General features: G+C 35.0%; 21 protein-coding genes. 2 read left to right on the top strand and 19 right to left on the bottom strand.

The features are described from left to right. Positions 1-9: 9 nt before the first annotated feature. From hisD to hisZ, 3 genes are read right to left on the bottom strand one after another with little or no spacing between them, the layout of a single operon-like run. The gene (gene hisD, locus BMZ74_RS10665; RefSeq protein WP_089862216.1) at positions 10-1,335 is read right to left on the bottom strand and encodes a histidinol dehydrogenase; all 1,326 of its coding nucleotides are present in this window, start codon (positions 1,333-1,335) and stop codon (positions 10-12) included. Next, the gene (gene hisG, locus BMZ74_RS10660; protein WP_089862215.1) at positions 1,336-1,968 is read right to left on the bottom strand and encodes an ATP phosphoribosyltransferase; all 633 of its coding nucleotides are present in this window, start codon (positions 1,966-1,968) and stop codon (positions 1,336-1,338) included. Further along, positions 1,968-3,230: an ATP phosphoribosyltransferase regulatory subunit gene (hisZ, locus tag BMZ74_RS10655; protein ID WP_089862214.1), complete on the bottom strand. Its 1,263-nt coding sequence runs from the start codon at positions 3,228-3,230 to the stop codon at positions 1,968-1,970. Before hisZ ends, hisG begins: the two co-directional genes overlap by 1 nt. Positions 3,231-3,438: 208 nt before the next feature. Here hisZ and cysK point away from each other — a divergent pair, with 208 nt between their 5' ends. After that, positions 3,439-4,350 (top strand): cysteine synthase A, encoded by a 912-nt coding sequence (gene cysK / locus BMZ74_RS10650; RefSeq protein WP_089862213.1) that lies wholly within the window; start codon positions 3,439-3,441, stop codon positions 4,348-4,350. A gap of 100 nt (positions 4,351-4,450) precedes the next feature. Here the strand turns inward: cysK and BMZ74_RS10645 are convergent, their stop codons facing one another. The 16 genes from BMZ74_RS10645 to BMZ74_RS10570 all read right to left on the bottom strand — a co-directional run bounded on the left by BMZ74_RS10645 (position 4,451) and on the right by BMZ74_RS10570 (position 24,487). Further along, the gene (locus BMZ74_RS10645) at positions 4,451-7,549 is read right to left on the bottom strand and encodes an alpha-mannosidase (protein ID WP_089862212.1); all 3,099 of its coding nucleotides are present in this window, start codon (positions 7,547-7,549) and stop codon (positions 4,451-4,453) included. A 388-nt stretch (positions 7,550-7,937) separates the two neighbouring features. Further along, on the bottom strand, positions 7,938-9,323 hold the full coding sequence (locus tag BMZ74_RS10640; protein WP_089862211.1) for an aldehyde dehydrogenase family protein: 1,386 nt from the start codon (positions 9,321-9,323) through the stop codon (positions 7,938-7,940). Between the two features lie 114 nt (positions 9,324-9,437). Beyond that, positions 9,438-10,568 carry a sodium ion-translocating decarboxylase subunit beta gene (locus BMZ74_RS10635; RefSeq protein ID WP_089862210.1) on the bottom strand — a complete coding sequence of 377 codons (1,131 nt, stop codon included), beginning with the start codon at positions 10,566-10,568 and terminating at the stop codon, positions 9,438-9,440. A gap of 12 nt (positions 10,569-10,580) precedes the next feature. Further along, the gene (locus BMZ74_RS10630; protein WP_089862209.1) at positions 10,581-10,976 is read right to left on the bottom strand and encodes a biotin/lipoyl-containing protein; all 396 of its coding nucleotides are present in this window, start codon (positions 10,974-10,976) and stop codon (positions 10,581-10,583) included. Positions 10,977-11,002: 26 nt separating this feature from the next. Continuing rightward, a complete protein-coding gene (locus BMZ74_RS10625) occupies positions 11,003-11,290 on the bottom strand; it encodes an OadG family protein (RefSeq protein WP_089862208.1) in 288 nt (95 codons plus the stop codon). Positions 11,291-11,391: 101 nt separating this feature from the next. Continuing rightward, complete coding sequence (locus BMZ74_RS10620) at positions 11,392-12,942, bottom strand: acyl-CoA carboxylase subunit beta (protein ID WP_089862207.1); 1,551 nt, start codon at positions 12,940-12,942, stop codon at positions 11,392-11,394. 351 nt (positions 12,943-13,293) lie between these two features. Next, complete coding sequence (locus tag BMZ74_RS10615) at positions 13,294-14,298, bottom strand: LacI family DNA-binding transcriptional regulator (RefSeq protein WP_089862206.1); 1,005 nt, start codon at positions 14,296-14,298, stop codon at positions 13,294-13,296. Between the two features lie 119 nt (positions 14,299-14,417). After that, entirely contained in the window at positions 14,418-14,888 is a 471-nt protein-coding gene (locus tag BMZ74_RS10610; protein ID WP_089862205.1) for a PH domain-containing protein, read from the bottom strand. A gap of 187 nt (positions 14,889-15,075) precedes the next feature. Beyond that, on the bottom strand, positions 15,076-16,086 hold the full coding sequence (gene iolG / locus BMZ74_RS10605; RefSeq protein WP_089862204.1) for an inositol 2-dehydrogenase: 1,011 nt from the start codon (positions 16,084-16,086) through the stop codon (positions 15,076-15,078). Between the two features lie 45 nt (positions 16,087-16,131). Continuing rightward, positions 16,132-17,028 carry a myo-inosose-2 dehydratase gene (gene iolE, locus BMZ74_RS10600; RefSeq protein ID WP_089862226.1) on the bottom strand — a complete coding sequence of 299 codons (897 nt, stop codon included), beginning with the start codon at positions 17,026-17,028 and terminating at the stop codon, positions 16,132-16,134. Between the two features lie 64 nt (positions 17,029-17,092). Next, positions 17,093-19,030, bottom strand: coding sequence for a 3D-(3,5/4)-trihydroxycyclohexane-1,2-dione acylhydrolase (decyclizing) (gene iolD, locus BMZ74_RS10595; RefSeq protein ID WP_245750872.1), 1,938 nt, complete (start codon positions 19,028-19,030; stop codon positions 17,093-17,095). Positions 19,031-19,047: 17 nt separating this feature from the next. After that, positions 19,048-19,839: a 5-deoxy-glucuronate isomerase gene (locus tag BMZ74_RS10590; RefSeq protein ID WP_089862203.1), complete on the bottom strand. Its 792-nt coding sequence runs from the start codon at positions 19,837-19,839 to the stop codon at positions 19,048-19,050. Positions 19,840-19,853: 14 nt separating this feature from the next. Further along, complete coding sequence (iolC, locus tag BMZ74_RS10585; RefSeq protein ID WP_089862202.1) at positions 19,854-20,873, bottom strand: 5-dehydro-2-deoxygluconokinase; 1,020 nt, start codon at positions 20,871-20,873, stop codon at positions 19,854-19,856. A 42-nt stretch (positions 20,874-20,915) separates the two neighbouring features. Then, positions 20,916-21,902, bottom strand: a complete 987-nt coding sequence (locus tag BMZ74_RS10580; protein ID WP_089862201.1) for an ABC transporter permease — start codon at positions 21,900-21,902, stop codon at positions 20,916-20,918. Next, entirely contained in the window at positions 21,892-23,406 is a 1,515-nt protein-coding gene (locus BMZ74_RS10575; RefSeq protein ID WP_089862200.1) for a sugar ABC transporter ATP-binding protein, read from the bottom strand. The genes BMZ74_RS10580 and BMZ74_RS10575 overlap by 11 nt, the downstream gene beginning before the upstream one ends. 64 nt (positions 23,407-23,470) lie before the next feature. Beyond that, entirely contained in the window at positions 23,471-24,487 is a 1,017-nt protein-coding gene (locus tag BMZ74_RS10570) for a sugar ABC transporter substrate-binding protein (RefSeq protein ID WP_143070162.1), read from the bottom strand. Between the two features lie 205 nt (positions 24,488-24,692). Between BMZ74_RS10570 and BMZ74_RS10565 the strand changes: the two genes are divergently transcribed. Then, positions 24,693-24,911, top strand: a 219-nt coding sequence (locus tag BMZ74_RS10565) for a transposase (protein WP_177181427.1), incomplete at its 3' end; no start/stop codon positions are given.

Genomic DNA, 24,911 nt, shown 5'->3' with positions numbered 1-24,911 from the left:
ATAGCTAAATCAATCATTTCTATCCAAATCAGTAGCATTCCTGGATCTAACTTTGACTGAATTTGCATGAGCAGTCAGACCTTCTCCTTCTGCCAGACAGATCACATCTGAGCTGGCCTCAACTAATGCTTGTTTGCTGTAATGCATAAACCCTGAATATTTAACAAAGTCCCCAACTGACAAAGGAGAAAAAAATCGGGCTGTCGAATTAGTTGGTAAAACATGATTTGGACCCGCATAATAATCACCAATTGGTTCAGGAGTATATTCTCCTAAAAAAATTGAACCGGCATTTTCAACTGCTGGCAGCAGTTCAAATGGATTTTCAACTGCTAATTCCAGATGTTCTGGAGCAACTAAATTAATCATTTCTAAAGCAGCAGCTTGATTTTCAACTTCAATAATTATTCCATAGTTATTAAGTGACTCGATAATAATCTCTTTTTTACTTAAAAGAGTTATCTGCTGATTAAGTTCTGCCTCAACCTCAGTAATTAATTCTGGGGAATCTGTTACTAAAATTGCTGCTGCAAGTGGATCATGCTCAGCCTGACTCATTAAATCAGCTGCTATAAAAGCAGGATTACTACTTCCTTCAGCTAAAATCATAATTTCACTAGGTCCAGCTATCATATCAATCTTAACCTGGCCAAAAACTAATTCTTTAGCCATTGAAACGTAAATATTACCTGGACCAACTATAATATCCACTGCTGGAATTGTTGCAGTTCCATAAGCAGCTGCTGCAATTGCCTGTGCACCACCAACTTTAAATATCTTATCAACTCCAGCAATGCTGGCTGCTGCCAGGATAACAGGATTTATTTTACCATTTTTATCTGGTGGAGTTAACATTATTATTTCTTGCACACCAGCTACTTTAGCCGGGATAACAGTCATTAAAACCGATGAAGGATAAGCAGCTCGTCCTCCTGGTACATAAACAGCTGCTCTTTTAAGCGGACGGCAAATTTGGCCAGTAATAATACCTGGCTGTTTTTGTTTCTGCCACGACTTATCTTTTTGCTCAGTATGAAAATCTTCAATATTAAAGGCTGCTTTTTTTAAAGCTGCTATAAAATCTTGCTCTACCTCTGCAAAAGCCTGTTCAATTTCAGCAGCTGTTACCTCAAGCTCTGCTGCCGAAAGATCAGCTTGATCAAAGCGAGCTGTGTAATCAAGTACAGCCTGGTCCCCTTTTAACTTTACAGCTTCTAAAATTTTGTGCGCAGTCTGTCTGTATTGTTCAAGATTATTACCAGAACGATCTGCCAGTAATTTTTTTAATTGTTCAATATTTTCCTTGCCATTTTTAATTCTTTTTAAATTAAGCATTTAATCAGCTCCATTTACTACCTGATCAAGGGCAGTGATAAGTTGAGAAATTTCCTGCTGTCTAGTTTTCATACTGACTTTATTAACAACTAGTCGGGCAGATAAATCACGAATATTTTCATAAACTACCAGACCATTTTCTTTTAAAGTTCTTCCCGTTTCTACTATATCAAGAATAGTATCAGCCAGACCAGTTAAGGGTGCCAGCTCTATCGAACCATTAAGTTTGATAATTTCAACTGGCTCACCCAAAGCTCTAAAATAGCGCCGCGTAAAATCGGGATATTTAGTGGCTACTTTTCTTTCTAATAAACTATCTTTTCTCTCCGGCAGTCCTGCCAGAGCAAATTTGCAGGCTCCATATTCCAGGTCCAGCACCTCATATAAGTCTCTGTTTTCTTCAAGTAAAGTATCCTTACCAACTATTCCCAGATCAGCTGTACCATATTCAACATAAATTGGTACATCTGCTGGTTTAACAAAAATAATTTCTAGCTTTTCTGCTGCAATTGTAAAAATTAATTTACGTGAATCAAACATATCCTCTGGTAAATCATAGCCAGCTTGACGAAAAAGTTTAACTGCTTTTTTGGCCAGACGACCTTTCGCCATTGCAATACACAATCTCTCCATTATTCCCACTCCTTAAGCTTAGTTAAAATCTGTTTTATACTCTTAACAGGTGAACTTCTTTTAAAACTGGCAGATTGACCCTGATAACCAAGCAAATCTATTTTTGATGTTATTTTAAGCTGATAAGATACCTGCTGAAATTTAAGATAGGCTTGATCAGCTTGATTATAAATTTCTGCTGTAAATCCAGCCTGACGCAACTGTTCACTTAATTGATAGGCAAAATAGAAATCACCTTTATTTTGATAGGAAAGTAAAAGTCTTGCTTCTTTTTTAATTGTAAAATTCTCAGTTTTATTTAGATAATCCAGCAAATTTTCTATTTCTAAGGCAAAACCAACTGCTGGTTCTTCCAGGCCAAAGTTTTTAGTTAAATTATCGTAGCGACCTCCACTGGCCAGTAAGTTACTATATCCTCTGGCATAGCCTTTAAAAATAAGGCCCGTATAATAACCATGTCGTGAAATCAACATGGGATCAAATGTTATATATTGTAAAAGATCAAATTCCTGCAATCTCTCAAATAAACTAGATAAAGTTTTTAAAACAGTTTTAGTTGCTTTTGAAAGAGGCATCTCTTTTAGCTTATCAATGATTGTAAAAGGAGAACCAAATAAAGCTGGCAAAGCTAATAATATTTTTTTAGCTGCAGAATTAACTTCTATTTTATTTAAATAGTTTTTAATTCCTATCTTATTTTTAGCTGCTAATAAACGACGTAGTTCTACTTTCTGTGCTTCAACAATTTTCAAATCAGCAAATATTTCGTTAATTAAGTCTGCATGTCCAATATCGATTAAAGGATTTTCAACTCCTACTTTTTGAAGAGTTTTTAATAAAAGAATTATCATTTCTAAATCTGACTCTAAACTAGCCGCCCCGATTAATTCAACCCCAGCTTGAGTCTTTTCCTTTAAGCTCAGACTTTGTGAATTGCGAGACTGAAAAGCCGAACTTAAATAAGAAAATTTTAGCGGACGGGGACTATCTTGAAAACGACTGGCTGCTAATCTAGCAATTGGCATTGTTAAATCTGGCCTCAAAACTAGTATTTGACCTTGATCATCTACTACTTTAAACATTTCACTTTTATCAACCAGTCCTTCTATACCTGCATACAACTCTAAAGATTCCAGAGTTGGTGTTATAACTTCTCGATAGGCATTAGCTTCAAAAATATTTCTGATTGTCTGATAAATTGCTCGCCGCTGTTTTAGTTCAGCTGGTAAAATATCACGTACTCCCTCTACAAATGCATTCATTCTATTGCCTCCTGCTTCCGTTTTAACACTTTATCACGCTAAAGTAATAAAGTGTTGTATCTATTATAGTTACATTTTTGGGTGCTGTCAAGTTATTTTTCAATTTAATTTTAAAATAGGGAGTTGACAGGAATAAAATAGTATAATATAATATAAATCAAAGTAAAATAGTCAACTTTAGTTTTATTTGCAGGAGGGTAAATATAAAATGATCTATAACAATATAACAGAATTAATTGGTAACACACCATTAGTTAAGCTAAACAATTTAGTTGCTGAAGATGAGGCAGAAGTTGTTTTAAAATTGGAGAGTTTTAATCCTGGCGGTAGTGTTAAGGATAGAATTGCTTTTAATATGATAAATGAAGCTGAAAAAGCTGGTAAAATAGCTCCAGGTGGTGTTTTAGTGGAACCAACCAGTGGAAACACAGGAATTGGAATTGCCATGGTAGGAGCTGCTAAAGGTTATCATGTTATCTTAACAATGCCGGAATCAATGAGTCAGGAAAGGCGCCAGATGTTAAAAGCTTATGGAGCTGAACTTATTTTAACTCCAGCTGCTGATGGTATGAAGGGAGCTATCTCAAAAGCAGAAGAAATTGCTGCTGAAAAAAATGGCTTTATTCCTTCTCAATTTGATAATCAGGCTAATCCGGATATTCATCGCAAAACAACTGCTCAAGAAATCATTAAAGCCACTGCTGGTAAGGTCGATTATCTAGTAGCAGGTGTTGGAACCGGAGGAACTATTACTGGCACTGGAGAAAAATTAAAAGAGTTTTTAAAAGATATTAAAGTAGTTGCTGTTGAACCAGAAACTTCAGCAGTGATTTCTGGCCAGGAAGCTGGGCCTCATAAAATCCAGGGTATTGGAGCTGGTTTTATTCCTGAAGTTTTAAATACTGAAATTATAGATAGGATTGAAAAAATAGATAATGAATTAGCTTTTACAACTGCTAAAAATTTAGCCGTTGAAGAAGGAATCCTGGCTGGTATTTCTTCTGGAGCAGCAGTAGCTGCTGCACTCAGGTTAGCAAAAGAAGTTGGCCCGGATAAAAGAATTGTTGTAATTACACCTGATACAGGTGAAAGATACTTGAGCACAGGTGTATTTAACTAAGCTAAACCCGATAATTTGACATAGAAGAATTTCCCCTGTGAAAAGCCCGGAGGACCCCCAACCTACCGGGCTATTTTTTTAACTAAATTATTTTTATTGATTAAAAACTAACTTGATAAGTTAGTATTTCATAAGGTTTAATTATAAATGTAAAGTTTTTTGAATTCTGCTTGAGAACTTCTCCTTGTTCAGTTTCAATTAGATTACATAATCTAATCTCTTTGAATTCAAAATCAAACTTTACTTTAACTTGATCCCGCCGATTACCATATTCATAAAATCTTAAGATAATATCTGAACTATTTTCAGCCTTCTTGACTGTTTCCATAATTGTACTTTCTGTTTCAAGTTCAAGAAAAGATTTTTTCCTTTCCGCCTGACCAGCTGCAGCTGTTGTTACTACCTTTTTAATTGGATAATTCAGCTGATAGGCTGCCTGAACAGTTTTACCGATAAACCAATCTCCTGGGTGAGGATAAAGGCTATAAACAAAGTTGTGCTGTCCTTGATCGGCTGTTGGATCTGGATAAACACCAGATTTAAGCAAAGTCAAGCGGAGCACTTGATCTTTAATATCATAGCCATATTTACAGTCATTTAATAAACTAACTCCATAATCTCGCTCAGAAAGGTCAGCCCATTTATGGCCTACAGTTTCGAATTTTGCATAATCCCAACTCGTATTCCAGTGAGTTGGCCGAGAAACATTACCAAACTGAATTTCGTAATCAGCTGAAGTTGCCCTTAAATCAACTGGAAAGGCTGTTTTAAGCAATATTTGCTCCTGTTGCCAGTCAATTTCCGTTTTAAAGTCTATTCTCCGCTGATCAGCATAGAGCAGCAATTGTTGATTAATTGTAGAATCTAAAAATTTCCAGCTAAAATCAATTATGATCTTATCTCCTCTAATAGCTGCCTCCATTTTTTCTAACTTATCAATTGTATATTCTTTTTCTTGATAATAAATGTCTATATCCCAGGCATTATACTGCAGTGGACGGTCTTCAAAAGCTTGTAAATGATTTGCTACTTGACCAGCTGGAATTAGTTCTCGTTCAAATTCTTTATCATAAATAGAACTGAGCTGACCCAGCTGATTTGCTGTAAGACGATAAAATTTATTTTCAAAACTGTTTCCTGCAATTTTTAAAAATCTGTTAGCTGATCTGGTCTTTACTGGTTCCAGTTCTGGATAATTAGCTGGATCTTTTATTTCCCCAGCAGCCATTGTAAAAGCAAGATAACCATTAGCTGGTATATCTTTTATTAAATATTCTTGATCTCCAACTGTTAAATAAGCATTTCTCACCCAGTTTAAACTATTAAAAACAACTAACTTTTTAGCAGGGCCAGCAATTCTGGCTGCTATTTCCCGCAGACTATTTTTTAATACTTGATCTGTATTAGCAAAAACAGCTGCAAATTCAGCTCTGCTGTCCTGATATACTTCTTTAATCGAAGAACCAGGTAAAATATCATGAAATTGATTTTTTAGTACAGTCTGCCAACTTTTATTGATTATTTCCTGTTGATAAGGACAATAATCTGCTATGAAAGCAAAGCTATTAAATAATTCAGCATCATGTAGAGCAATTTCTGCTTTGCGATTATTTTTCTTTATTTCTGCCTGAGAAGTATAGGTTCCCCGATGATACTCTAAATATAATTCTCCATCCCAGACTGGTAAATCTGATTTATCTGCTAGCTGGTCAGCTAATTTTTTAAAATATGATTCTGCCTGACCAAATTTTATTGTTGGCAGACCAGGAACTTCTTGCATTTTAAGTCCGGATTCAATCATTTTTCTAGTCGGTCCACCTCCACCATCTCCCCAACCGAAAGCAAGTAATAAATTATTGTTAATATCCTGCTGACGATAATTAGACCAGATACCTGCTACAGATTCTGGATTTAAAATTCCATTATAAGTATAATAAGGTGATTCCTGTTCTAACTCAGGTGTAGTTATAAAGTGAGTCAAAACTTCAGTTCCATCTATACCTCTCCAGCTAAAAGTATCATATTCAGGACGATTAAATTGGCTCCAGCTAATTTTAGTTGTCATAAAATATTTTAAGCCACTTTTTTTTATCAGCTGAGGTAAAGCCCATGAATAACCAAAAACATCTGGCAGCCAGAGTATATTCCAGTCAACACCAAATTCTTTTTTTATAAAATTATATCCCTGCAAAAATTGGCGAACCAGAGACTCCCCTGAGCTTAAATTACAGTCAGCCTCTACCCACATACCGCCAGTAACTTCCCAGCGTCCAGCGGCTATTTTCTCTTTTATTTTAGCATATATTTCTGGGTAGTCTTCCTTAATAAATTGATAAAGCTGTGGTGTAGACTGTAAATAAGTATAATCAGGGTATTCATCCATTAATCTTAAAACTGTAGAAAAAGTCCGGGCACACTTTTCTCTAGTATGCAGCAGTCGCCACAGCCAGGCAACATCAATATGAGAATGACCAACAGCAGTAATAGTAGGTAGACTTTTACTTTCAGCTGCTTTTAATTCCTTTAAACTCCCTCTCAGATATTCTAAAGCTTTCACAAGTGAAGCAAAAAAAGCTGTCGAGCCAGGCTGTCTAAAATCAGTCAAATTAATTGAGTGATTTAAAATATTCAAAAGTTTAGCTTTTAGTTCATTATTAGAATTCATAGTTTTTAGAGCAGCGAAAGTTGTATTGGCAAGCTGATAAAATTCTTCTCCCTCTTTAGAACGACAAATTATTTTAGCTACTTTAAAATTATGCTGAACTGCTTCTAATCCGCTAAAAGCTTTAATTAAAATTTCAAGTTTATTCTGGCTTAAATCTTGAGAACTTAATTTAAGTAAAAAATGATTTCGATCAAGCCCCTGTACTGGCTGTCGGTTAAGATAAAGTAGAGATTCTGCTCCTGCTAGATTACCAGAATGACCAGCCCCAGGTATAATCTCTAAATAAATATTACCCTGATCTTTCCACTGCACCGGTATTGTTATTTCAGTTCTGAACCAACGACAAATATTTTTACCACCCCAGCTAGAAGCAATTTTAAATACTTGACCAGATAAATCTTCGAAATTAGGAATAGTTTTTTTAGTTAATTCAGCAGGATAAACTGTAAATTGAGGAATTGATTTTTCTCTCAGGTTTAAATTAGCTTTTAAATCTTTTAAATATCTAGTTATTTTAGCTTCTTTTAAAAACATGTATATTACTCCTTTGCAATTTTTTAGCTAATTATACTGTGTCAAACTAAAACTTGTTTAAATATAAACTAAATTCTGTTCATTTTATAATTATAGCTCGCCTTCAGAACCAATCAAATCTCCTTTTTGGTAACTTTTATTTTTTATTTTTCCAATAAGTACTCAAATACCTGCTGGTTATTAATGATCTGTACTACTAAAGAATATATTGTATACTAAAAATATAATTCCTGCCTCTCCCCAAGCTATTTTTCAATATTTAGAAAATAATTTAAATAACTTATGTTCTAGCTCTAGATAAATATATTTTAAAATCTAAAAAACCGGAAGCTCTTATCTTACAGAAGCTTCCGGCAGATATTAAAACTATTTATTTTAATTATTTAACTTATTTTACTTCTTCACCAAACAATTCTAAATCAGAAGGTAGCTCAGCTTTTATTGGTTTAGCTAACCAGGTAACATTAAGAAAATGTTTTAAAGTAATATTTTCAGTTGTAATATTACCACCCCAGGTTCCACAACCCAGACTCAAAGTAAAGGGCATACCATTATCCCAATTACCACTATTTGCATAGCTTTGTGACTGTCTAACCATAATTCTACTTACATTAGCTCTTTCTCCTAAAGCATTAATATGTTCTTCATTAAAAGAATGGATACCACAGGAATGGCCCAGTCCCTGGAAGTTAAGAATCTCCTCTACTCGATCAAGCGCATTTTCAAAACCACTATATTTATATACTGTTAAAATAACTGATAACTTTTCTCCTGAATAAGGATGTTCTTTGCCAACTCCATCTTCTTCAACAATTAAAAATTTAACTTCCCGATCTGTTTTTAGACCAGCTGCATCTGCAATAACTTTTGCCGGGCGACAAATAAGACCTTTATTTAAATGATATCCCTCAACAAAAAAGGCTGCAGTCAACTTTTCTTTTTCAGCTGCAGTGGTTAAATAACCTCCACGTTTAGCTAGCTCAGCCATTAATTGATCATAAATACTTGCTTCTACAACTAGTGAATTCTCAGTTGAACAGCTGGTTCCATGATCAAAAGTTTTTCCTTTCATTATTTTTTCTGCTGCATCTACAATATCTGCAGTTTCATCTACTATAATAGATGCATTACCAGGACCCACTCCATAAGCTGGAGTTCCGGAAGAATAAGCTGCTTTAACCATGGAACCCCCTCCAGTTGCAACAACTAAATCAACCTGTCTCATAATTTCATTTGTTAATTCTAAAGAAGGTTCTTCGACAATTTGTAGCAGATCTGCTGGTGCACCCGCTTTTTCCAGAGCTTTTCGCATAACATTTACCATTAAAGTGGAAGTTTTTTTGCTTCTGGGATGGGGAGAGAAAATTACTGCATTTCTACCTTTAATTGCAAATAATGCTTTGACAGGTGGAGTTGCTTCAGGATTAGTACAGGGAACTATACCACCAATTACTCCAACTGGTTTAGCAAACTTTACAATTCCTGTTTTTTTATTTTCAGAAATTTTACCAACTGATTTTTGATCTTTAATATCAGCCCAGGCCCCTCTAACCTTTTTAGTTATTTTCATTTTCTTATCATTTTTCTCACCCATTTTCGTTTCTTCTACAGCTAAGTCTGCAATTTCCTGAGCAGTGTTTTCCTGCACAGAAGCCAGAGCCAGCTGCCGACAAAGTTCATCAATCTCAGCTTGACTATAATCTTTAATCTCTGCCATTGCTGCCCTTGCTTTGCCAACCATCTCTGCTATCTGTTTTTGAGCTTTTTCTGCCATTTTTACCTCTCCTTTGATACTAAATTTTAGTTTTTAACTTAAAGAAAAATTAATAAAACTTAATCTCTAAATATTTTTAGCTAATTTTTTGTTTCGAATCTAATAATCACCGGTTTAATCTAAGATTGAAATTAAAGTCCCTGCTGCTATTGCTGAACCAATTACTCCAGCAAAATTAGGTCCCATTGCATGCATCAATAAGTGATTAGCAGGGTTTTCTTCCTGGCCAACTTTTTGAACTACCCTTGCTGCCATAGGAACTGCTGAAACTCCTGCTGCCCCAATTAAAGGATTAACTTTTCCCCCAGAAAATCTATACATAACTTTACCCAATAAAACTCCTGTTGCTGTTCCAAAAGCAAAAGCAATCAATCCTAAAACTAAAATCCCAATTGTTTGGGGATTTAAAAAAGCTTCTGCACTGGCAGTTGCTCCTACTGTTAAACCCAAAAATAAAGTTACTATATTCATTAAAGCATTTTGACTTGTTTTTAAAAGTCGATCAACTACCCCAATTTCACGCATTAAATTACCAAACATTAAGCTGCCAAGCAGTGGTAAGGCAGATGGAACAAGAAGACCACCTAATAGAGTCACTGCTAAGGGAAAAATTATTTTTTCCCTCTTACTAACCTTGCGCAGCTGTTCCATTTTAACTTGACGCTCTTTTTGGGTAGTTAAAAATCTCATAATTGGCGGCTGTATAATCGGTACAAGTGCCATATACGAATAGGCAGCTACTGCTATTGGTCCTAATAAATGAGGCGCTAATTGGCTGGCTGCAAAAATAGCTGTTGGACCATCAGCTCCACCAATAATGCCAACTGCTCCAGCTTCAGCTGGATTAAAACCAAGAGTCAGTGCTCCAAAAATTGTTGCAAAAATACCAAATTGAGCTGCCGCTCCCAGGAGAGCAGTTTTGGGCTGAGCAATCATCGGGCCAAAATCTGTCCAGGCTCCTACACCCATAAAAATCAAAGGTGGATAAACTCCAAACTTAACTCCCTGATAAAGATAATAAAGTAATCCCCCTACCTGACCATCATGACCAGCTGTCATTAAACTTCCCAATGGTAAATTAACTAAAAGCATACCAAAACTAATTGGAACTAAAAGTAAAGGTTCATATCTTTTAACTACCGCTAGATAAAGCAGAATAAGGGCAATAATTAACATAATTAGCTGGCCAAGTTCCAGGTTTAAATACCCAGTTGACTTTACAAATAACAAAATCTTAGTGAACATTATTTTGCCCCCCTACTCCAACTCAATTAATAAATCATCTGCTTCAACACTATCTCCAACAGCTACTTTAACTGCTTTAATAATTCCTCCCTGGTCAGCTGTAACTTCATTTTCCATTTTCATAGCTTCTAGAATAATTAAAGCCTCTCCTGCCGCTACTTTATCTCCTACATTAGCTTTAATCTCTAATATACTGCCTGGCATTGGGGCAACTATGCTGCTGCCTGATTTATCAACCGACTTTCCTGACGTAAAAGTTTGCTTTTTTTTATTAATCACTCTATTCTGTCCAGATTCAATAGTCTGAACTGGAGCTATTTTAGTTGCCTCATTGTTGTTCTGTTTAATCTCTTCAATTTTAACAATAAACTCTTCTCCCGAAATTTCAACCCTATAATTCTTAGCCATTTAATCATCTCCTGACTGATCTAGTTTTAGCTTTTCGGCCTAATTGAAATAACTTTAAATTCTTTTTCTCCCTGTATTTCAGCTACTGCTGCTGTAATAGCAGCCACTTTTTGTCGACTAATTTGAGGCTTTTCTGCCAGTCTACTACTATTTAATTGCTGTTTTTCTGGCCCGGAATTAGCTGTTTTCTTTTTAGCTTCTGTACCAAAAAATTTTCCGCTAAAATAAAGGAATACAGAAAGCAAATAAAGAGAAATAAAAACTGTTCCCATTCCAATAACTAGCAATTCAAAACCTAATCGATAATTATTCATAAACTCACCTGCTTTATAAACTTATGGTAAATAACTATAATTCGACTTTATTTATATTAATAAGCCTAAATAGTTACTCTGCATAAAAATCTAATTTATTATTAAAGTGGAATATTACCATGCCTTTGCTGATTATTATGCAAATTCTTATTAACCAGTATTTCCAGACCATTAATTAACTTTGCTCTTGTGGCAGCTATCTTAATAATATCATTAACCATTCCTCTTTCAGCTGCTAGATAAGGATTAGCAAATTTATCTTTATATTCAGCAATTTTCTGCTGTCTTACTTCTGCTGAATTTTCAACAGAAGCTATTTCTTTACGATAAATAATATTAGCCGCTCCTTCTGGTCCCATTACTGCAATTTCAGCTATTGGCCAGGCATAAACCAAATCTGCTCTTACAGACCGACTCCCCATTGCTATATAAGCTCCTCCATAAGCTTTCCGCATAATTAAAGTTATTTTAGGAACAGTTGCTTCTGAATAAGCATAAAGAACTTTGGCTCCGTGTCTAATAACTCCACCTAATTCCTGTTCTGTGCCGGGTAAATAGCCTGGCACGTCAACTAAGCTAATAATTGGAATATTAAAACTGTCCAGAAATCTAATAAAACGAGCTAGTTTTGTGGAAGCATTAATGTTAAGACATCCTGCCAGATATTTAGGTTGATTGGCCACAATTCCTATACTTCTCCCATTTAATCTGGCAAATCCAATTACTGCATTGGGGGCAAATTCGGCCTGGACTTCCAGAAAACTATTTTTATCTACTATAATCTCAATAACTTTTTTAACATCATAAGCTTGTTTGGAATTAGCCTTAACTATTTCTTTCAATTTTTCTGTGCTGCGTCCAGCTTGATCTTTTAATTGTATTTGATCAGGCTTTTCCTGACAATTATCCGGCAAATAGCTGAGTAATAAACGAATTTTATCTAGAACTGATTTTTCGTCTTTTTCTCTAAAGTGGGCAACTCCACTCAATTGATTATGAGTTGCTGCTCCACCTAATTCTTCTCCTGAGACAGTCTCACCTGTTACTGATTTAATAACTTCCGGGCCAGTAATAAACATTTTACTTGTTTGATCAACCATAAAAATAAAATCAGTAATAGCCGGTGAATAAACTGCTCCCCCAGCACAGGGACCTAAAATAGCAGAAATTTGTGGTATTATTCCTGAAGCTTTAGTATTCCGATAAAATATTTCTCCATAACCATTTAAAGCATCAATTCCTTCATTAATTCTTGCTCCACCTGAATCATTAAGACCAATTAGAGGCGCCCTATTAGCCAGGGCTAAATCCATTACAACCTGAATTTTTTGGGCATGTGCTTCTCCGACAGATCCCCCCATTACTGTAAAATCTTGTGCATAAAGATAAACTAACCGCTGATTGATTGTACCATAACCAGCTACAACTCCTTCGCCTGGGACTTGCTTATCTGACATTCCTAATGTAGTACTCCTATTCTTTATAAAAGGATTAAGTTCATTAAAAGAATCCTGATCCAGTAAATAATTAATCCTTTCCCGGGCTGTCATTTTACCTTTTTTATGCTGTCTATCTATTCTTAACTGCCCACCTCCCAATTCTATTTTTTCTCGAATAGCTGTTAATTTTGCTTCCGATTTTTCAATTTCCATAACCTACCTCCCGAGATAATCAAATTTAATTCAAATTAAAAAATAAATTTTTTCAACAATTAAATAATGATTAGATATTTTTCAAACGTTTACAATAAAATTAAAAAATATTAGCAATAATTAATTTATTGCTTATTATGTAATCAATATAAATAACTGTTTAAGATATCATATAAAATAATAATTTAAATAAACAGCTTAATAATAGCTAAAAAGGCAATTATATAGCAAACGTTTACAAAAACTATTAAAAATTTTTATAATCTAGATTACTAACTATATTTGTATTATAAATTAATAATTTTGATTTGTCAAACATTTTTGATAATTTCGTCTTCTATTTTTAGCTGTTTAACTTGTTTGACGAATTATCAAACTGGGATCCAGAATAATTCTTCTATTTACAGCTTGTTTAGATTTAGTTTTTATTTTATCAACTAATGTTTCAAGAGCTATTTTCCCCATATCATATTTGGGCTGAGAAACCGTTGTCAGCTGAATTTCCGGTAAAGATGCAAATGAGATATCATCAAAACCAATTACAGCTATATCCTGCGGAACTTCTCGACCATTTTCTTTAATAGCCTGGATAGCCCCCAGAGCTAGCAGATCATTATAACAAAAGATAGCAGTAGGAGTTTCTGGTAATTTTAAAAGTTCATTCATCAAGAAATAACCACTTTTTCTTTTGTAAGATCCCTGCTGATCTCTAACATTTTCTGCTTTAACTTCAAGTCCATGATTTTCAAGCGCCTGTTTATAACCTTTAAGCCTTTCTTTATTAGCAAATCTGCCCTCACCTGCTCCAATAAAGCCAATATTTTGATGTCCTTTTTCGATTAAATATTCTACTGCCATTTCTGCTCCTCTTACATTATCAACAATAACTGAAGTAAAATCAGCATGTTTAATAAAAGAACTTACAAAAACGGTTTCCACTCTTGACTTTAAAACAGCAGTTAAATGTTCTAACTCTTCTGAACTTGGTGTCATTATCAAACCATCAACCTGTTTCTGCAGTAAAGCATCTATATAATGCTTTTCACGTTCCTTATTCCAATTAGTATTACATAAAAAAACATTATAACCTGCTGCAGCTGCTGCTTCTTCCACTCCTCTAGCTACTTGAGGATAAAACGGATTTGTGATATCTGGTATCAGAAGACCAATTGTATTTGTCTCCTGTCTAACTAAACCTCGTGCAATATCATTTGGTTTATAACCCATCTCTTTTGAAATTCTCAGCACCTTTTTTTTAGTATCATCATTAACATCAGGATGATCATTTAATGCTCTTGAAACTGTAGCATAAGAAACTCCAATCTCCTTAGCTATATCTTTGATTGTAACGCCCATTTTGCCACCACCTGTAGTTTTAATAAAAATATTACTAATTAAATTATATAACTTAAAACTAGAAGTTAATAGTTTTAAGTTATATAATTTATGCAGCAATCTAAATCTTTTTTATTTAGTTAACATTTACCCTCAATAATATTATCATGAATTATCTTGATAAATTCTTCAAACTGCTGATAATAATCTGTGGTATTGAACTCAACTACAAAATTCTCCTGACCACCAGTTATTACTCTAAATTTACCATTGAGCAGACAAATATCTAATTCAACACTATCAATTTTATTATAATAAATCCGCTTCAACTTATAGCCAAGATAATTATCACTAATTTCCTTAAATCCTTCTTCCATAAATAAAATACCATAATTAGTTGCGATGAGCAATTTAGCTGGACTAATTGCTTTTGGCTTAAAATCAGCTGAATCCATATTTTCTCGCTGAATAAATATTACATCAATAATATCCTTGTTTTCTAAAAATAGGGTATCATCTTGCAATACTTTTCTTAACATATAATGAGCTTCATAGCCTTTTTCCAGAATACCTGTTACTTTTTTCTCAATTCTTTCTTTGTCTTTTATCATTTTTTTCCTCCTTCTAGTTTGAGCAGCTATTTTTAGATTTTAATGAAAAATCTGACCACTTAATATAATTTTATCAGGCTCAGCCACAAAAATCTAGTTTAAGAAAAATTTATTTTAAGCTAAGTACAAACAAACTAGCTGTACTTAGCTTTTAATAAACTGTAAATCATTTTAATAATAAATCTACTTATTTTATTTCACTTAATTTAACAGGTCGATTCTCTTTTAAAGATTTCGCTGCTGCCAGACCAATTAAGACAGGCTTTAAACCATCTTCTCCATTAACTGGTACAGCTAGATCTTTCTCAACAGCCAGAACAAATTCTTTAATTTCATCAGCAAAAGATTGCAGATATCTTTCCAGAAAAAAATATAAGGGTTTTTCAGCTGCTACCCCGTCAGCTGTACTTAATACAGCGGTTGACTGACTATCATTTTCGACTCGTACTGCTCCTTTAGAACCAAAAACTTCAGCTCGCTGATCATAACCATAAGCAGCTTCTCTACTATTATCAATTACAGCTAAAGCACCATTTTTTAATTTCATTGTAATAATTGCTGTATCAATATCACCTACTTTACCTATTGCTGGATCTACTAATACTGCTCCCGCAGCATAAACTTCTTCTACCTCACTTCCCGACAAATAACGAACCATATCAAAATCATGGATTGTCATATCAAGAAAAATACCACCAGAAACTTTTACATATTCTACTGGAGGTGCCTCTGGATCACGAGAAGTAATATTAATAATATGAGGATCACCTATTTTGCCAGCTAAAACAGCTTCTTTAACCGCTTTAAAATTATGATCAAAGCGGCGATTAAAACCAACCTGAAATTTAACTCCCGCTTTCTTTACTGCAGCCAGTACTTCTTTAATTTTAGAAAGATCATGGTCAATTGGTTTTTCACAAAAAATATTCTTGCCAGCTTTTGCTGCTTCAATTGAAATTTGAGCATGTGTATCAGTAGAAGAACAAATTAGAACAGCTTCAATCTCTGAGTCATTTAAAATTTTATGATAATCAAGATAAATATTCTCAATCCCCATTTCAGCTGCCCATTTTTTACCCTTTTCAGCAAAGAAAGGATCGGCAATTGCCTTTATTTCTGCGTTTGGTACATAATTACTTATACTCTCGGTATGGACCCGGCCAATTCTGCCAGCTCCAATAATTCCTAACTTAATCATTTTCATCATCCTCTCAGAACAAGGTTTCATTTTTTAATAAACTTATTAAAGACCAGTTTTTTCAGCGATAAATTTACGTGCCTGAACTGCATAGGCAAAAGGATTAGCCAGAGCAGGATCCTGCTCGGCTTCAACTACCATCCAGCCCTGATAATTAGCCTCAGCTAAAATTTTAAATAACGGTTCAAATTTAATCACACCATCACCGGGAATTGTAAAAGTTCCCATTTTAACTCCAGTCAAAAAGCTTAAATCTTCTGCCCTTACTCTGGCGACTATTTCTGGTCTAACATCTTTTAAGTGAACATGGACAATTTGTTTAATATATTTATTTAATAAATTTTCTACTGCAGCCTGACTGCCTTCTGAATAATAAATATGTCCGGAATCAAAAAGTAGATAAACATTATCATTAGTTAATTGCATAAATTTATCTATTTCTGCTGGAGTCTGAATACCAGTTCCCATATGATGATGGAGACAGACTTTCATATTTTTTTCTGCTGCTAAATCAGCCAATTTGTTATAACCTGCAGCAATTTTTTGCCATTCTGTTTCAGTAAAAACAGGTTTTTCTGTAAAGATTGCTTTATCCTGCCCCTGAATACTGGCACTCTGTTCAGAACAGCCAATTACTTGAGCTCCCATTGCTGACAAAAAATCACGGTGCTTAATAAAGTTTTTAATAGTTTCAGCTGCTGGCTTGTTAGCAAAAAAAGTGCTAAACCAGGCATTACAAATTTTAATCCCTCTCAGCTCTAATTTTTCTGCTAAAACTTTAGGATCAGTTGGATATTTATTACCAACTTCACTTCCGGTAAAACCAGCCAGAGCCATCTCACTTATACATTGCTCAAAAGTATTTTCTCTACCTAACTCTGGTAGGTCATCATTTGTCCAGGCAATAGGAGCTATTCCTAACTTTACCTGTTCAGAATCCATTTTCATACTAATTGCCTCCTTATATAAGTAAATTAACTTTGTTAAAAATAGTTTTAAAGCTAAATTAATACTGACGTGCTCGCTCGAGTTCTGTTTTCAGCTTGGTGCTGGCTGTTTTGATATCTGCTTTAGTAGCAACCTCTGCCAGACCAACTCTCCACCAGGATTGATAACCATGTGTCATTGTTTTGGGTAATACTTTGATATCAATCAAAGTAGAAATTGAGGATTGTTTAGCTGCAGCTAGTGCCGACTCAAGATCAGTTAGAGTATGAACTTTAAATGTCTTTGCCCCATAAGCTGCTGCACTGGCAGCAAAATCAATTTTTAATAGTTCACCATCCAACTTACCTGTTCTGGAATTTCGATAACGAAATTCTGTTCCAAAACTACCCATTCCATTTGACATCTGGAGATTATTTATACAGCCAAAGCCAATATTATCAAATAAAATAATATTGATCTTGGCTCTCTCCTGCAGACTGGTAATCAATTCAGAGTGCAGCATCAGATAACTTCCATCACCAACTAAAGCATAAACTTCCTGATCAGGAGCAGCCAGCTTAACACCTAAGGCACCGGATATTTCATAACCCATACAGGAATAGCCATATTCCATATGATAAGTATTCTCTAATTTAGGACGCCAGAGCCGCTGAAGATCACCTGGTAAACTACCTGATGAGCCAACTACAATTGCATCATCAGCCAGTATTTCAGCTAGTTTTCCCAAGACTGCAGTCTGAGTTAAATTACTGTCCATTTTACTACTATATTCTGCCAGCTGTTTATCAAGCTGACCAGCTATTTCGGGCTCAAAATTAGCTGTTGCTGGTTCAAGCTTAAATAAACGCTCTACTTCTTGCTTCCATTCAGCTTTAACCTTTTCAATTTCATCTGTATAAGTTGATTTATAATTAACACTTTTTAAAGCATTAAGTAGAGATATTAAACCAAGCTTAGCATCAGCTACCAGCGGTACTGCATCAAGCTTATAAGCATCAAAATCGCAAATGTTTAGAGCAACAAAGTCTACATCTGGATTTTGAAACAAACGTTTTGATGCTGTAGTAAAATCCATAAATCTTGTTCCAATACCTATAATTAGATCTGCCTGACTGGCAATTTTATTAGCAGCTGAATTACCAGTTACACCAATCCCACCTAGATTAAGTGGATGGTCAAATACAACTGTACTTTTCCCAGCCTGAGTTTCAGCAAATGGTATATTAAATGTTTCAGCAAAATTCTTTAGTTCTGTTCCTGCTCCAGAATATTTGCTGCCTCCTCCACAGATCAGAAGAGGTTTTTTCTTTTGAGTAATTAGTTTAACTACTCTGCTCAGACTATCTTCTGACAGAGGAGTTCTTCTAAAATGATGGACTCGTTTAGCTAAAAATTCAGCTGGATAATCATAGGCTTCTCCCTGGACATCCTGTGGTAAAGCTATAGTAACTGCACCTGTTTTAGCTGGATTAGTTAGGACACGCATAGCATTAATTGCAGCTGTCATTAGCTGTTCAGGTCTGCTGACTCGATCCCAATATTTGCTAACTGCTTTAAAAGCATCATTGGTAGTTAAGTTTAAATTATAGGGATGCTCAACCTGCTGCAAAACAGGATCTGGCTGACGGCAGGCAAAAGTATCACCAGGAAGTAATAACAACGGAATTCTATTAGCCGTAGCTGTGCCAGCTGCTGTTACCATATTAGCTGCACCCGGACCAATTGAAGAAGTACAGGCATAAATTTTTTGCCTGAGATTTTGTTTAGCAAAGGCAGTTGCAGCATGGGCCATTCCCTGTTCATTTCTACCCTGACGAACAATTAAATCACCACAATCTTCTTCTAGTGCTTGACCAAGCCCCACTACATTCCCATGCCCAAAAATTGTAAAAATACCTTCGACAAATTTATGTTCTTGACCATCTATCTCCAAATATTGATTATCCAGAAACTTAATCAGTGCCTGAGCAACCGTTAGCCTAATTTTAGTAGTCACATTCTCACTCCTTAATTTTATTCTGCCGGCCAAATTTTTGCTGCTGGATTATATAACCATTTATGCTCTGGCTCATCTACTCGATCAATCCAGGGATTTTCTTCTAAATGACGGATCATCCAGCAAATATACATTGCATACCCTGGAGCAGCTGTCTGAGGATGAGCAAGTCCACCAGGAATTGTAACTGTGTCATTGTGAGTTACCTTATTAATTTGGTCCCCAACAAAAGCACAGCCAAAACCCTGCTCTTTATTGAAACGATAATAGTATACTTCTGGTTGAGCATGGGTATGTGGTGGATAACTAGACCATTTTCCTGGATAAGTCAGTGACTCACCCAATACCATATTAGAGTATGGGGCATTTTCATAATCAAAAACAGTTCTAACTATTCTGGTTGCTGTTCCGTTCATTAAACCTTCACCAAAAGTATCTACTCGATAATCACCCGGCAGATAAAATACTGCTGCAAAATCTTTTTTATTTCTAGTTTTCTGAATTAATATTTCAGATTCTCTTACTGCAGTTATTCTAACTTTTGTTTCACGGGAAACATGCAATACAGTTGGCTCTTCATCAAAACAGGAATTCCTCTCTATCTCCTGCTGATTATTTTCCCAGGCTAAACTGATCTTTCCTGTTAGTAAAAGATACGCACTTTCTTTAGCTGGCTCTAAAATTTCTTTGCTTTGCCCCGCCTTCAGTTTCAAAACTCCAACATCCATTAACATAGTGCTATATTTGCCATCTACTTCTGTTATACTGCTATATCCAGTTTCTAGATTTATTTTGTTTTTAATTAGCATGTTAAACTCCTTCCTTAAACCCTAGCCACAAGCTCACCATATTCTTCTTTTTTAGTTTTAATAAATTCATGAATAGCTGCTGCTGTTGGCATAGCATCAGAACAGCTGTGAGCAGAAACTAACATTGAAGCCGATGCACTACCGAATTCGAGGGCATCTATTACATCCCAATTTTCCAGTAAACCATAAATAAAAGCAGAAGCATAGGCATCACCACCCCCAAATGATTTTAAAAGCTCAACTGGAAAAATTTTAACAGCAAAACTCTCTCCAGCAGCTGTATAGGCAGTTGATCCATCTGCCCCATGCTTAATAACTACTAATTTACTATGATAATCAAACCAGCGCTGAGCAACTTCTGCATCTGTGGTCTGCTTTGTAGTAAATATGTTTTCCATATAGTCAAACTCACTGCGTGAGCCAATAATAATATCACTTCTTTCAGCTGCTATTGTATAATAAATACTAGTTTCTAGATCATTTCGCCAGGAATAGGGGCGATAATCTATGTCAAAAATTACCCGGACATTGTTGGCCCTGGCATATTCTATTGCTAATAGAGCAGCCTGACGAGAAGGTTCAGCAGCTAGAGCTGTTCCTGAGATTAATAATATTTTTGACTTAGCTATATATTCTTCTTTAATATCAGCAGCTTCTAATTTAAGATCAACAGCTTCTTTTCGATACATTAAAATACTGCTTTCTGTTTTACTCTTTATTTCTGTAAAGGTTAAGCCTGTCTTTGACCCTGAAATATCAACTGGCATCTGGGAAGTATCAATAGACTCCCTAGCAAAATACTGCAAAATATAGTTGCCAAATTGATCATCGGCCACCCGCCCAATAAAACCTGTTTTTTTATTTAACCTGGCCATACCAATTGCAACATTTGCTGGTGATCCTCCTACATACTTACTAAAAGTTTTTGTAGCTTCCAGAGTTCTATATAATTCATTGGCATTTAAATCTACTGCAGCTCTTCCCAGAGCAATCAAATCATATTCCTTACTGTGATCAAACTTAATCGGATTCATCTTAATAACCTCCCTGGTCAAAAATTATTACTTAAACTTGTTTTATTTTTTCTGTCTTCTTAAAACATCAATATATACAGCACCTATAATAACTGCACCAATGACTACTGTTTGTAAATCAGGTGATACTCCAAGCAGATTAAGACCATTGCGAATTACGGCAATAATCATTGCTCCAATTAAAGTTCCCCAGATGGTACCTACTCCACCAAGAAAGCTCGCTCCACCAATAATAACTGCTGCAATTGCATCAAGTTCATATGATAAACCAGCTAAAGGATAAGCTGCATTTACTTTTCCCATCAAAACAATGCCACCCATGGCAGCCATAAAACCGCTAATTGTATAAACCCAGGTTAATACTCTATCTGTATCAATTCCTGATAAACGGGCGGCTTCTATATTTCCTCCTACTGCATAAATATGGCGCCCCAGAGTAGTTCTATTTAAAAAATAGTGAAAAATAATTACAGCAACAATAACTAAAATAAAGCTAAATGGAATTGGGCCTATGTAACCTGAACCAATAAATTGAATCCAATCTGGAAATCCTGATACTGGCGAAGCGCCAGTAATTATTAACGCTAAACCACGCGCCACATTCATCATACCCAAAGTTGCAATAAAAGGATGAGGGAGTCTTAATTTGGTTAATAGAAGTCCATTAGTCATACCAGCTGTTCCACCCACAAATAAACAGGCCAAAATACCTAAAACTGGATTTAAACCAAAGTTAATAATTACTATTCCACTAACTGAAATTGATAATGCCAGCACCGAACCAACCGAAAGGTCTATTCCTGCAGTTAAAATTGCCAGCAGCATACCTGAAGCAACCAGAGCATTGATTGAAGCTTGCTGCAAAACATTGGTTAGATTATTAACTGTTAAAAAGTACGGAGAAGCAAAAGTAAGTATAATCATTAAAACAATTAATCCTAATAAAGAACCCAATTTATCAAATAAAAGTTTTCTCCAATTCGTTGTTCCACCGCTAATATTTATTCCTACAGCTTCTTTAGACTGCATTGTTAATCCCTCCATTTATAGTAGCTGCACTCATAATTTTCTCCTGAGTAGCTTCTTCTGCCTCAAACTCGGCAGTAACTTTACCTTCACTAATTACTAAAATATGATCACTGATACCCAAAATTTCTGGTAGCTCTGAAGATACCATAATTACTGCTACACCACGATTTGTTAATTCATTAATTACATTATAGACTTCAACCTTAGCTCCTACATCAATGCCCCGGGTAGGTTCGTCAAAGATAAAAATATCTGCTTCTGTATTAAGCCATTTACCAATAACAACCTTTTGCTGGTTGCCACCACTTAACTGCTTAACTTTTGTTTGAGTACTGGGAGTTTTAATCTGTAAGCTGCGGATTAAGCCTACTGTATCTTCTTTCTGCCTTGTTAGATCAAGCAAAACATTCTGTTTATATTTATTTAAATTGGCAGAAGTACAATTAAATTCTACTGTTTGATCAAGAAATAGACCCTGGTTTTTTCTATCTTCTGTCAGCAATACCATACCATATTTTAAAGCATCTTTAGGATGATTAATCTCTACTTTCTGGCCATGAATATAAATTTCTCCACTATCTTTACGATCAGCTCCAATTATAGTACGTACTAATTCTGTCCTACCCGAGCCAACTAAACCAGCAATGCCAAGTACTTTGCCCCGATAAGCCCGAAGTGAAACATTATTGACTACACCAGCTCGCGAAAGATTTTTAACCCGAAGTGCTTCTGCACCCTTTTCTATCTTTACTTTTGGAAATTGATTTTTAATATCTCTACCTACCATTTCTCTCACTAGATCATCCTCACTTACATCTGCGATATTTTTAGTAGAAATATATTTACCATCACGCAGAACAGTCACTCTATCCCCAATTTCTTTCACCTCATCTAGTTTATGAGAAATAAAAATTATGGTTACTCCTTTTTCTTTCAAATGGCGCATTGTCCGAAAAAGTTCTTTTACTTCATCTTTGCCAAGAGCAGAAGTTGGCTCATCTAAAATTAATAAATTAACATCAACAGAAAGCGCTTTACCGATTTCGACCATCTGCTGTTTTCCAACTCCCAGGTCTTGAATTAAAGCTGTTGGACTAATATTCTGATTTAATTCTGTTAAAATCTCTTTTGTTCTATTCTCCATTTTTTCGCGATCTAAAATTCCAAATCTTTCTATCTTTTTTATTTCTCTTCCCATAAAAATATTTTCTGTAACATCCAGCTCCTGAATTAAATTTAATTCTTGATAAATCGGTACTATACCAGCTGCTAGAGCCTGTTGAGGACTATTGCTTTTTACTGCATCTCCCTTGATATAAATAGAACCTCCATCTGGTTGATATAGCCCTGTCAAAATTTTAATTAAAGTTGATTTACCCGCGCCATTTTCTCCCAGTAAGACATGGATTTCCCCTGTTTCAACTTCCAAATTTATTTCATCGAGGGCTTTAACTCCCGGAAAAATCTTGGTCACTTTTTCCATCTTTAAAAAAATTTCTCCCATCATTAAACCTCCTATAGATACTCATCCTTTCTTAATATTAAGAAAGGATGAGTAGTATCTTTTCCTATTCAGCAAAAACTTCTGCTATAACATCTTCACCAAATAATACTTCTAAACGATCCCGGCTAAATGCTTTTGTTAAATCTCTAATACTTGCATCTACATTGTTTTGATCAATGATAAAAGTAGGTACAGGTACTTCACTAGCAACAGTTTCTCCTGCTAAATGTTTAACCATTAATTCAACTCCTGTATAACCAATTCCATATGAGTCTTGTTTAACAGTTGCTGTTAATTCTCCATTTCGAATAGACTTAAGTGCATCTGGTGAACCATCAAATCCCATTACTTTTACACCTGCTTGATTAGCACTTTTTAGTGCTCTTTCTGCTCCCAGAGCCATTTCATCATTTGTAGCATAAACAGCATTAACATCTGGATAACTCTGAATTATGTTCTGCATTACATTAACTGCTTTACCACGAGAACTATCAGCTGGTTGAACACTAACTACTTCAACTGCTGTCCCTTCAATTCCCTGCATAAAACCATCGACCCGTTGATCATGAATATAGTCCCCAGCAGCCCCTCTAATAATGGCCACTTTACCCTGGCCCGCTAAAATATCAGCAAAATATTTGCCTGCTTTTTCAGCTGCCTGGAAATTACCTGTACCAGCAAAAGAAGTTTTACCTTCAAAATCTGCATCAGTATCAATTGTAATAACCGCAATATCTCTACTAACAGCTTTTTCTAGTACAGTTTTAGCTGCTTGTGGTCTTAAAGGTGCAACAACTAATCCCTGTACTCCTTTAACTAACTGATCTTCCAGAAGATTTATTTGCTGAATAACCTGTGTTTCATTGTTTGGCCCAATTACTGATAAATTAACTCCATATTTTTCTGCTGCTGCTTCTGCACCTGCCTTAACTGATTTCCAATAATCACTATTTAAAGCTTTCAATACAACAGAAATTTTGTATTCTTCTGCTGCTTTTGCTTGATTAGTTATAAGGCTGCTTCCCAGACATATAGTAAAGATTAACATCCCGACTGCTAAATATACTAATGATTTTTTCATTTTTTGCCCCCTAGTTTTTTTAATTAAAATTGCCAAAGATTATTATTTGCTTAACAATCACCTCCTGCATAGATAGTAATGTACAATAAGTTGTGTAAATTAAATATCGATATTTTTTTAAAATAAAAAAAGAGGAATCCTTCTTTAAGTGGTTGAATATATTTATCGACGAAAATAAAAAATCAAACCACTAGGAGGACTCCTCATGAAAAGTATACCTGAAAAACCCAACAATGGTCAAGTGAATTTTGATGACATGATTAATGATTTGATCAAAAATTTTCTCGAAAAATTGCTTAAGTCTGAATTAACCGAATTTCTAAATTACGATAAATATGAAGTTACTGGTAAAAACTCTGGCAACAACCGCAATGGTAATTATTCTCGTAACTTCCAGACTAAATACGGTGTCATTGAAAATCTT

This window comes from Halanaerobium salsuginis (assembly GCF_900114545.1).
GTDB lineage: Bacteria > Bacillota > Halanaerobiia > Halanaerobiales > Halanaerobiaceae > Halanaerobium > Halanaerobium salsuginis.
Note: the sequence above shows the minus strand (reverse complement) of the source record. Positions and strands in the feature narration are given on the sequence as shown.

Coding starts and splice junctions, on each gene's coding strand:
- hisD (WP_089862216.1), bottom strand. CDS start 1,335: ATGCTTAATTTAAAAAGAATTAAAAATGGCAAGGAAAATATTGAACAA.
- hisG (WP_089862215.1), bottom strand. CDS start 1,968: ATGGAGAGATTGTGTATTGCAATGGCGAAAGGTCGTCTGGCCAAAAAA.
- hisZ (WP_089862214.1), bottom strand. CDS start 3,230: ATGAATGCATTTGTAGAGGGAGTACGTGATATTTTACCAGCTGAACTA.
- cysK (WP_089862213.1), top strand. CDS start 3,439: ATGATCTATAACAATATAACAGAATTAATTGGTAACACACCATTAGTT.
- BMZ74_RS10645 (WP_089862212.1), bottom strand. CDS start 7,549: ATGTTTTTAAAAGAAGCTAAAATAACTAGATATTTAAAAGATTTAAAA.
- BMZ74_RS10640 (WP_089862211.1), bottom strand. CDS start 9,323: ATGGCAGAAAAAGCTCAAAAACAGATAGCAGAGATGGTTGGCAAAGCA.
- BMZ74_RS10635 (WP_089862210.1), bottom strand. CDS start 10,568: ATGTTCACTAAGATTTTGTTATTTGTAAAGTCAACTGGGTATTTAAAC.
- BMZ74_RS10630 (WP_089862209.1), bottom strand. CDS start 10,976: ATGGCTAAGAATTATAGGGTTGAAATTTCGGGAGAAGAGTTTATTGTT.
- BMZ74_RS10625 (WP_089862208.1), bottom strand. CDS start 11,290: ATGAATAATTATCGATTAGGTTTTGAATTGCTAGTTATTGGAATGGGA.
- BMZ74_RS10620 (WP_089862207.1), bottom strand. CDS start 12,942: ATGGAAATTGAAAAATCGGAAGCAAAATTAACAGCTATTCGAGAAAAA.
- BMZ74_RS10615 (WP_089862206.1), bottom strand. CDS start 14,298: ATGGGCGTTACAATCAAAGATATAGCTAAGGAGATTGGAGTTTCTTAT.
- BMZ74_RS10610 (WP_089862205.1), bottom strand. CDS start 14,888: ATGATAAAAGACAAAGAAAGAATTGAGAAAAAAGTAACAGGTATTCTG.
- iolG (WP_089862204.1), bottom strand. CDS start 16,086: ATGATTAAGTTAGGAATTATTGGAGCTGGCAGAATTGGCCGGGTCCAT.
- iolE (WP_089862226.1), bottom strand. CDS start 17,028: ATGGATTCTGAACAGGTAAAGTTAGGAATAGCTCCTATTGCCTGGACA.
- BMZ74_RS10590 (WP_089862203.1), bottom strand. CDS start 19,839: ATGCTAATTAAAAACAAAATAAATCTAGAAACTGGATATAGCAGTATA.
- iolC (WP_089862202.1), bottom strand. CDS start 20,873: ATGAATCCGATTAAGTTTGATCACAGTAAGGAATATGATTTGATTGCT.
- BMZ74_RS10580 (WP_089862201.1), bottom strand. CDS start 21,902: ATGCAGTCTAAAGAAGCTGTAGGAATAAATATTAGCGGTGGAACAACG.
- BMZ74_RS10575 (WP_089862200.1), bottom strand. CDS start 23,406: ATGGGAGAAATTTTTTTAAAGATGGAAAAAGTGACCAAGATTTTTCCG.
- BMZ74_RS10570 (WP_143070162.1), bottom strand. CDS start 24,487: ATGAAAAAATCATTAGTATATTTAGCAGTCGGGATGTTAATCTTTACT.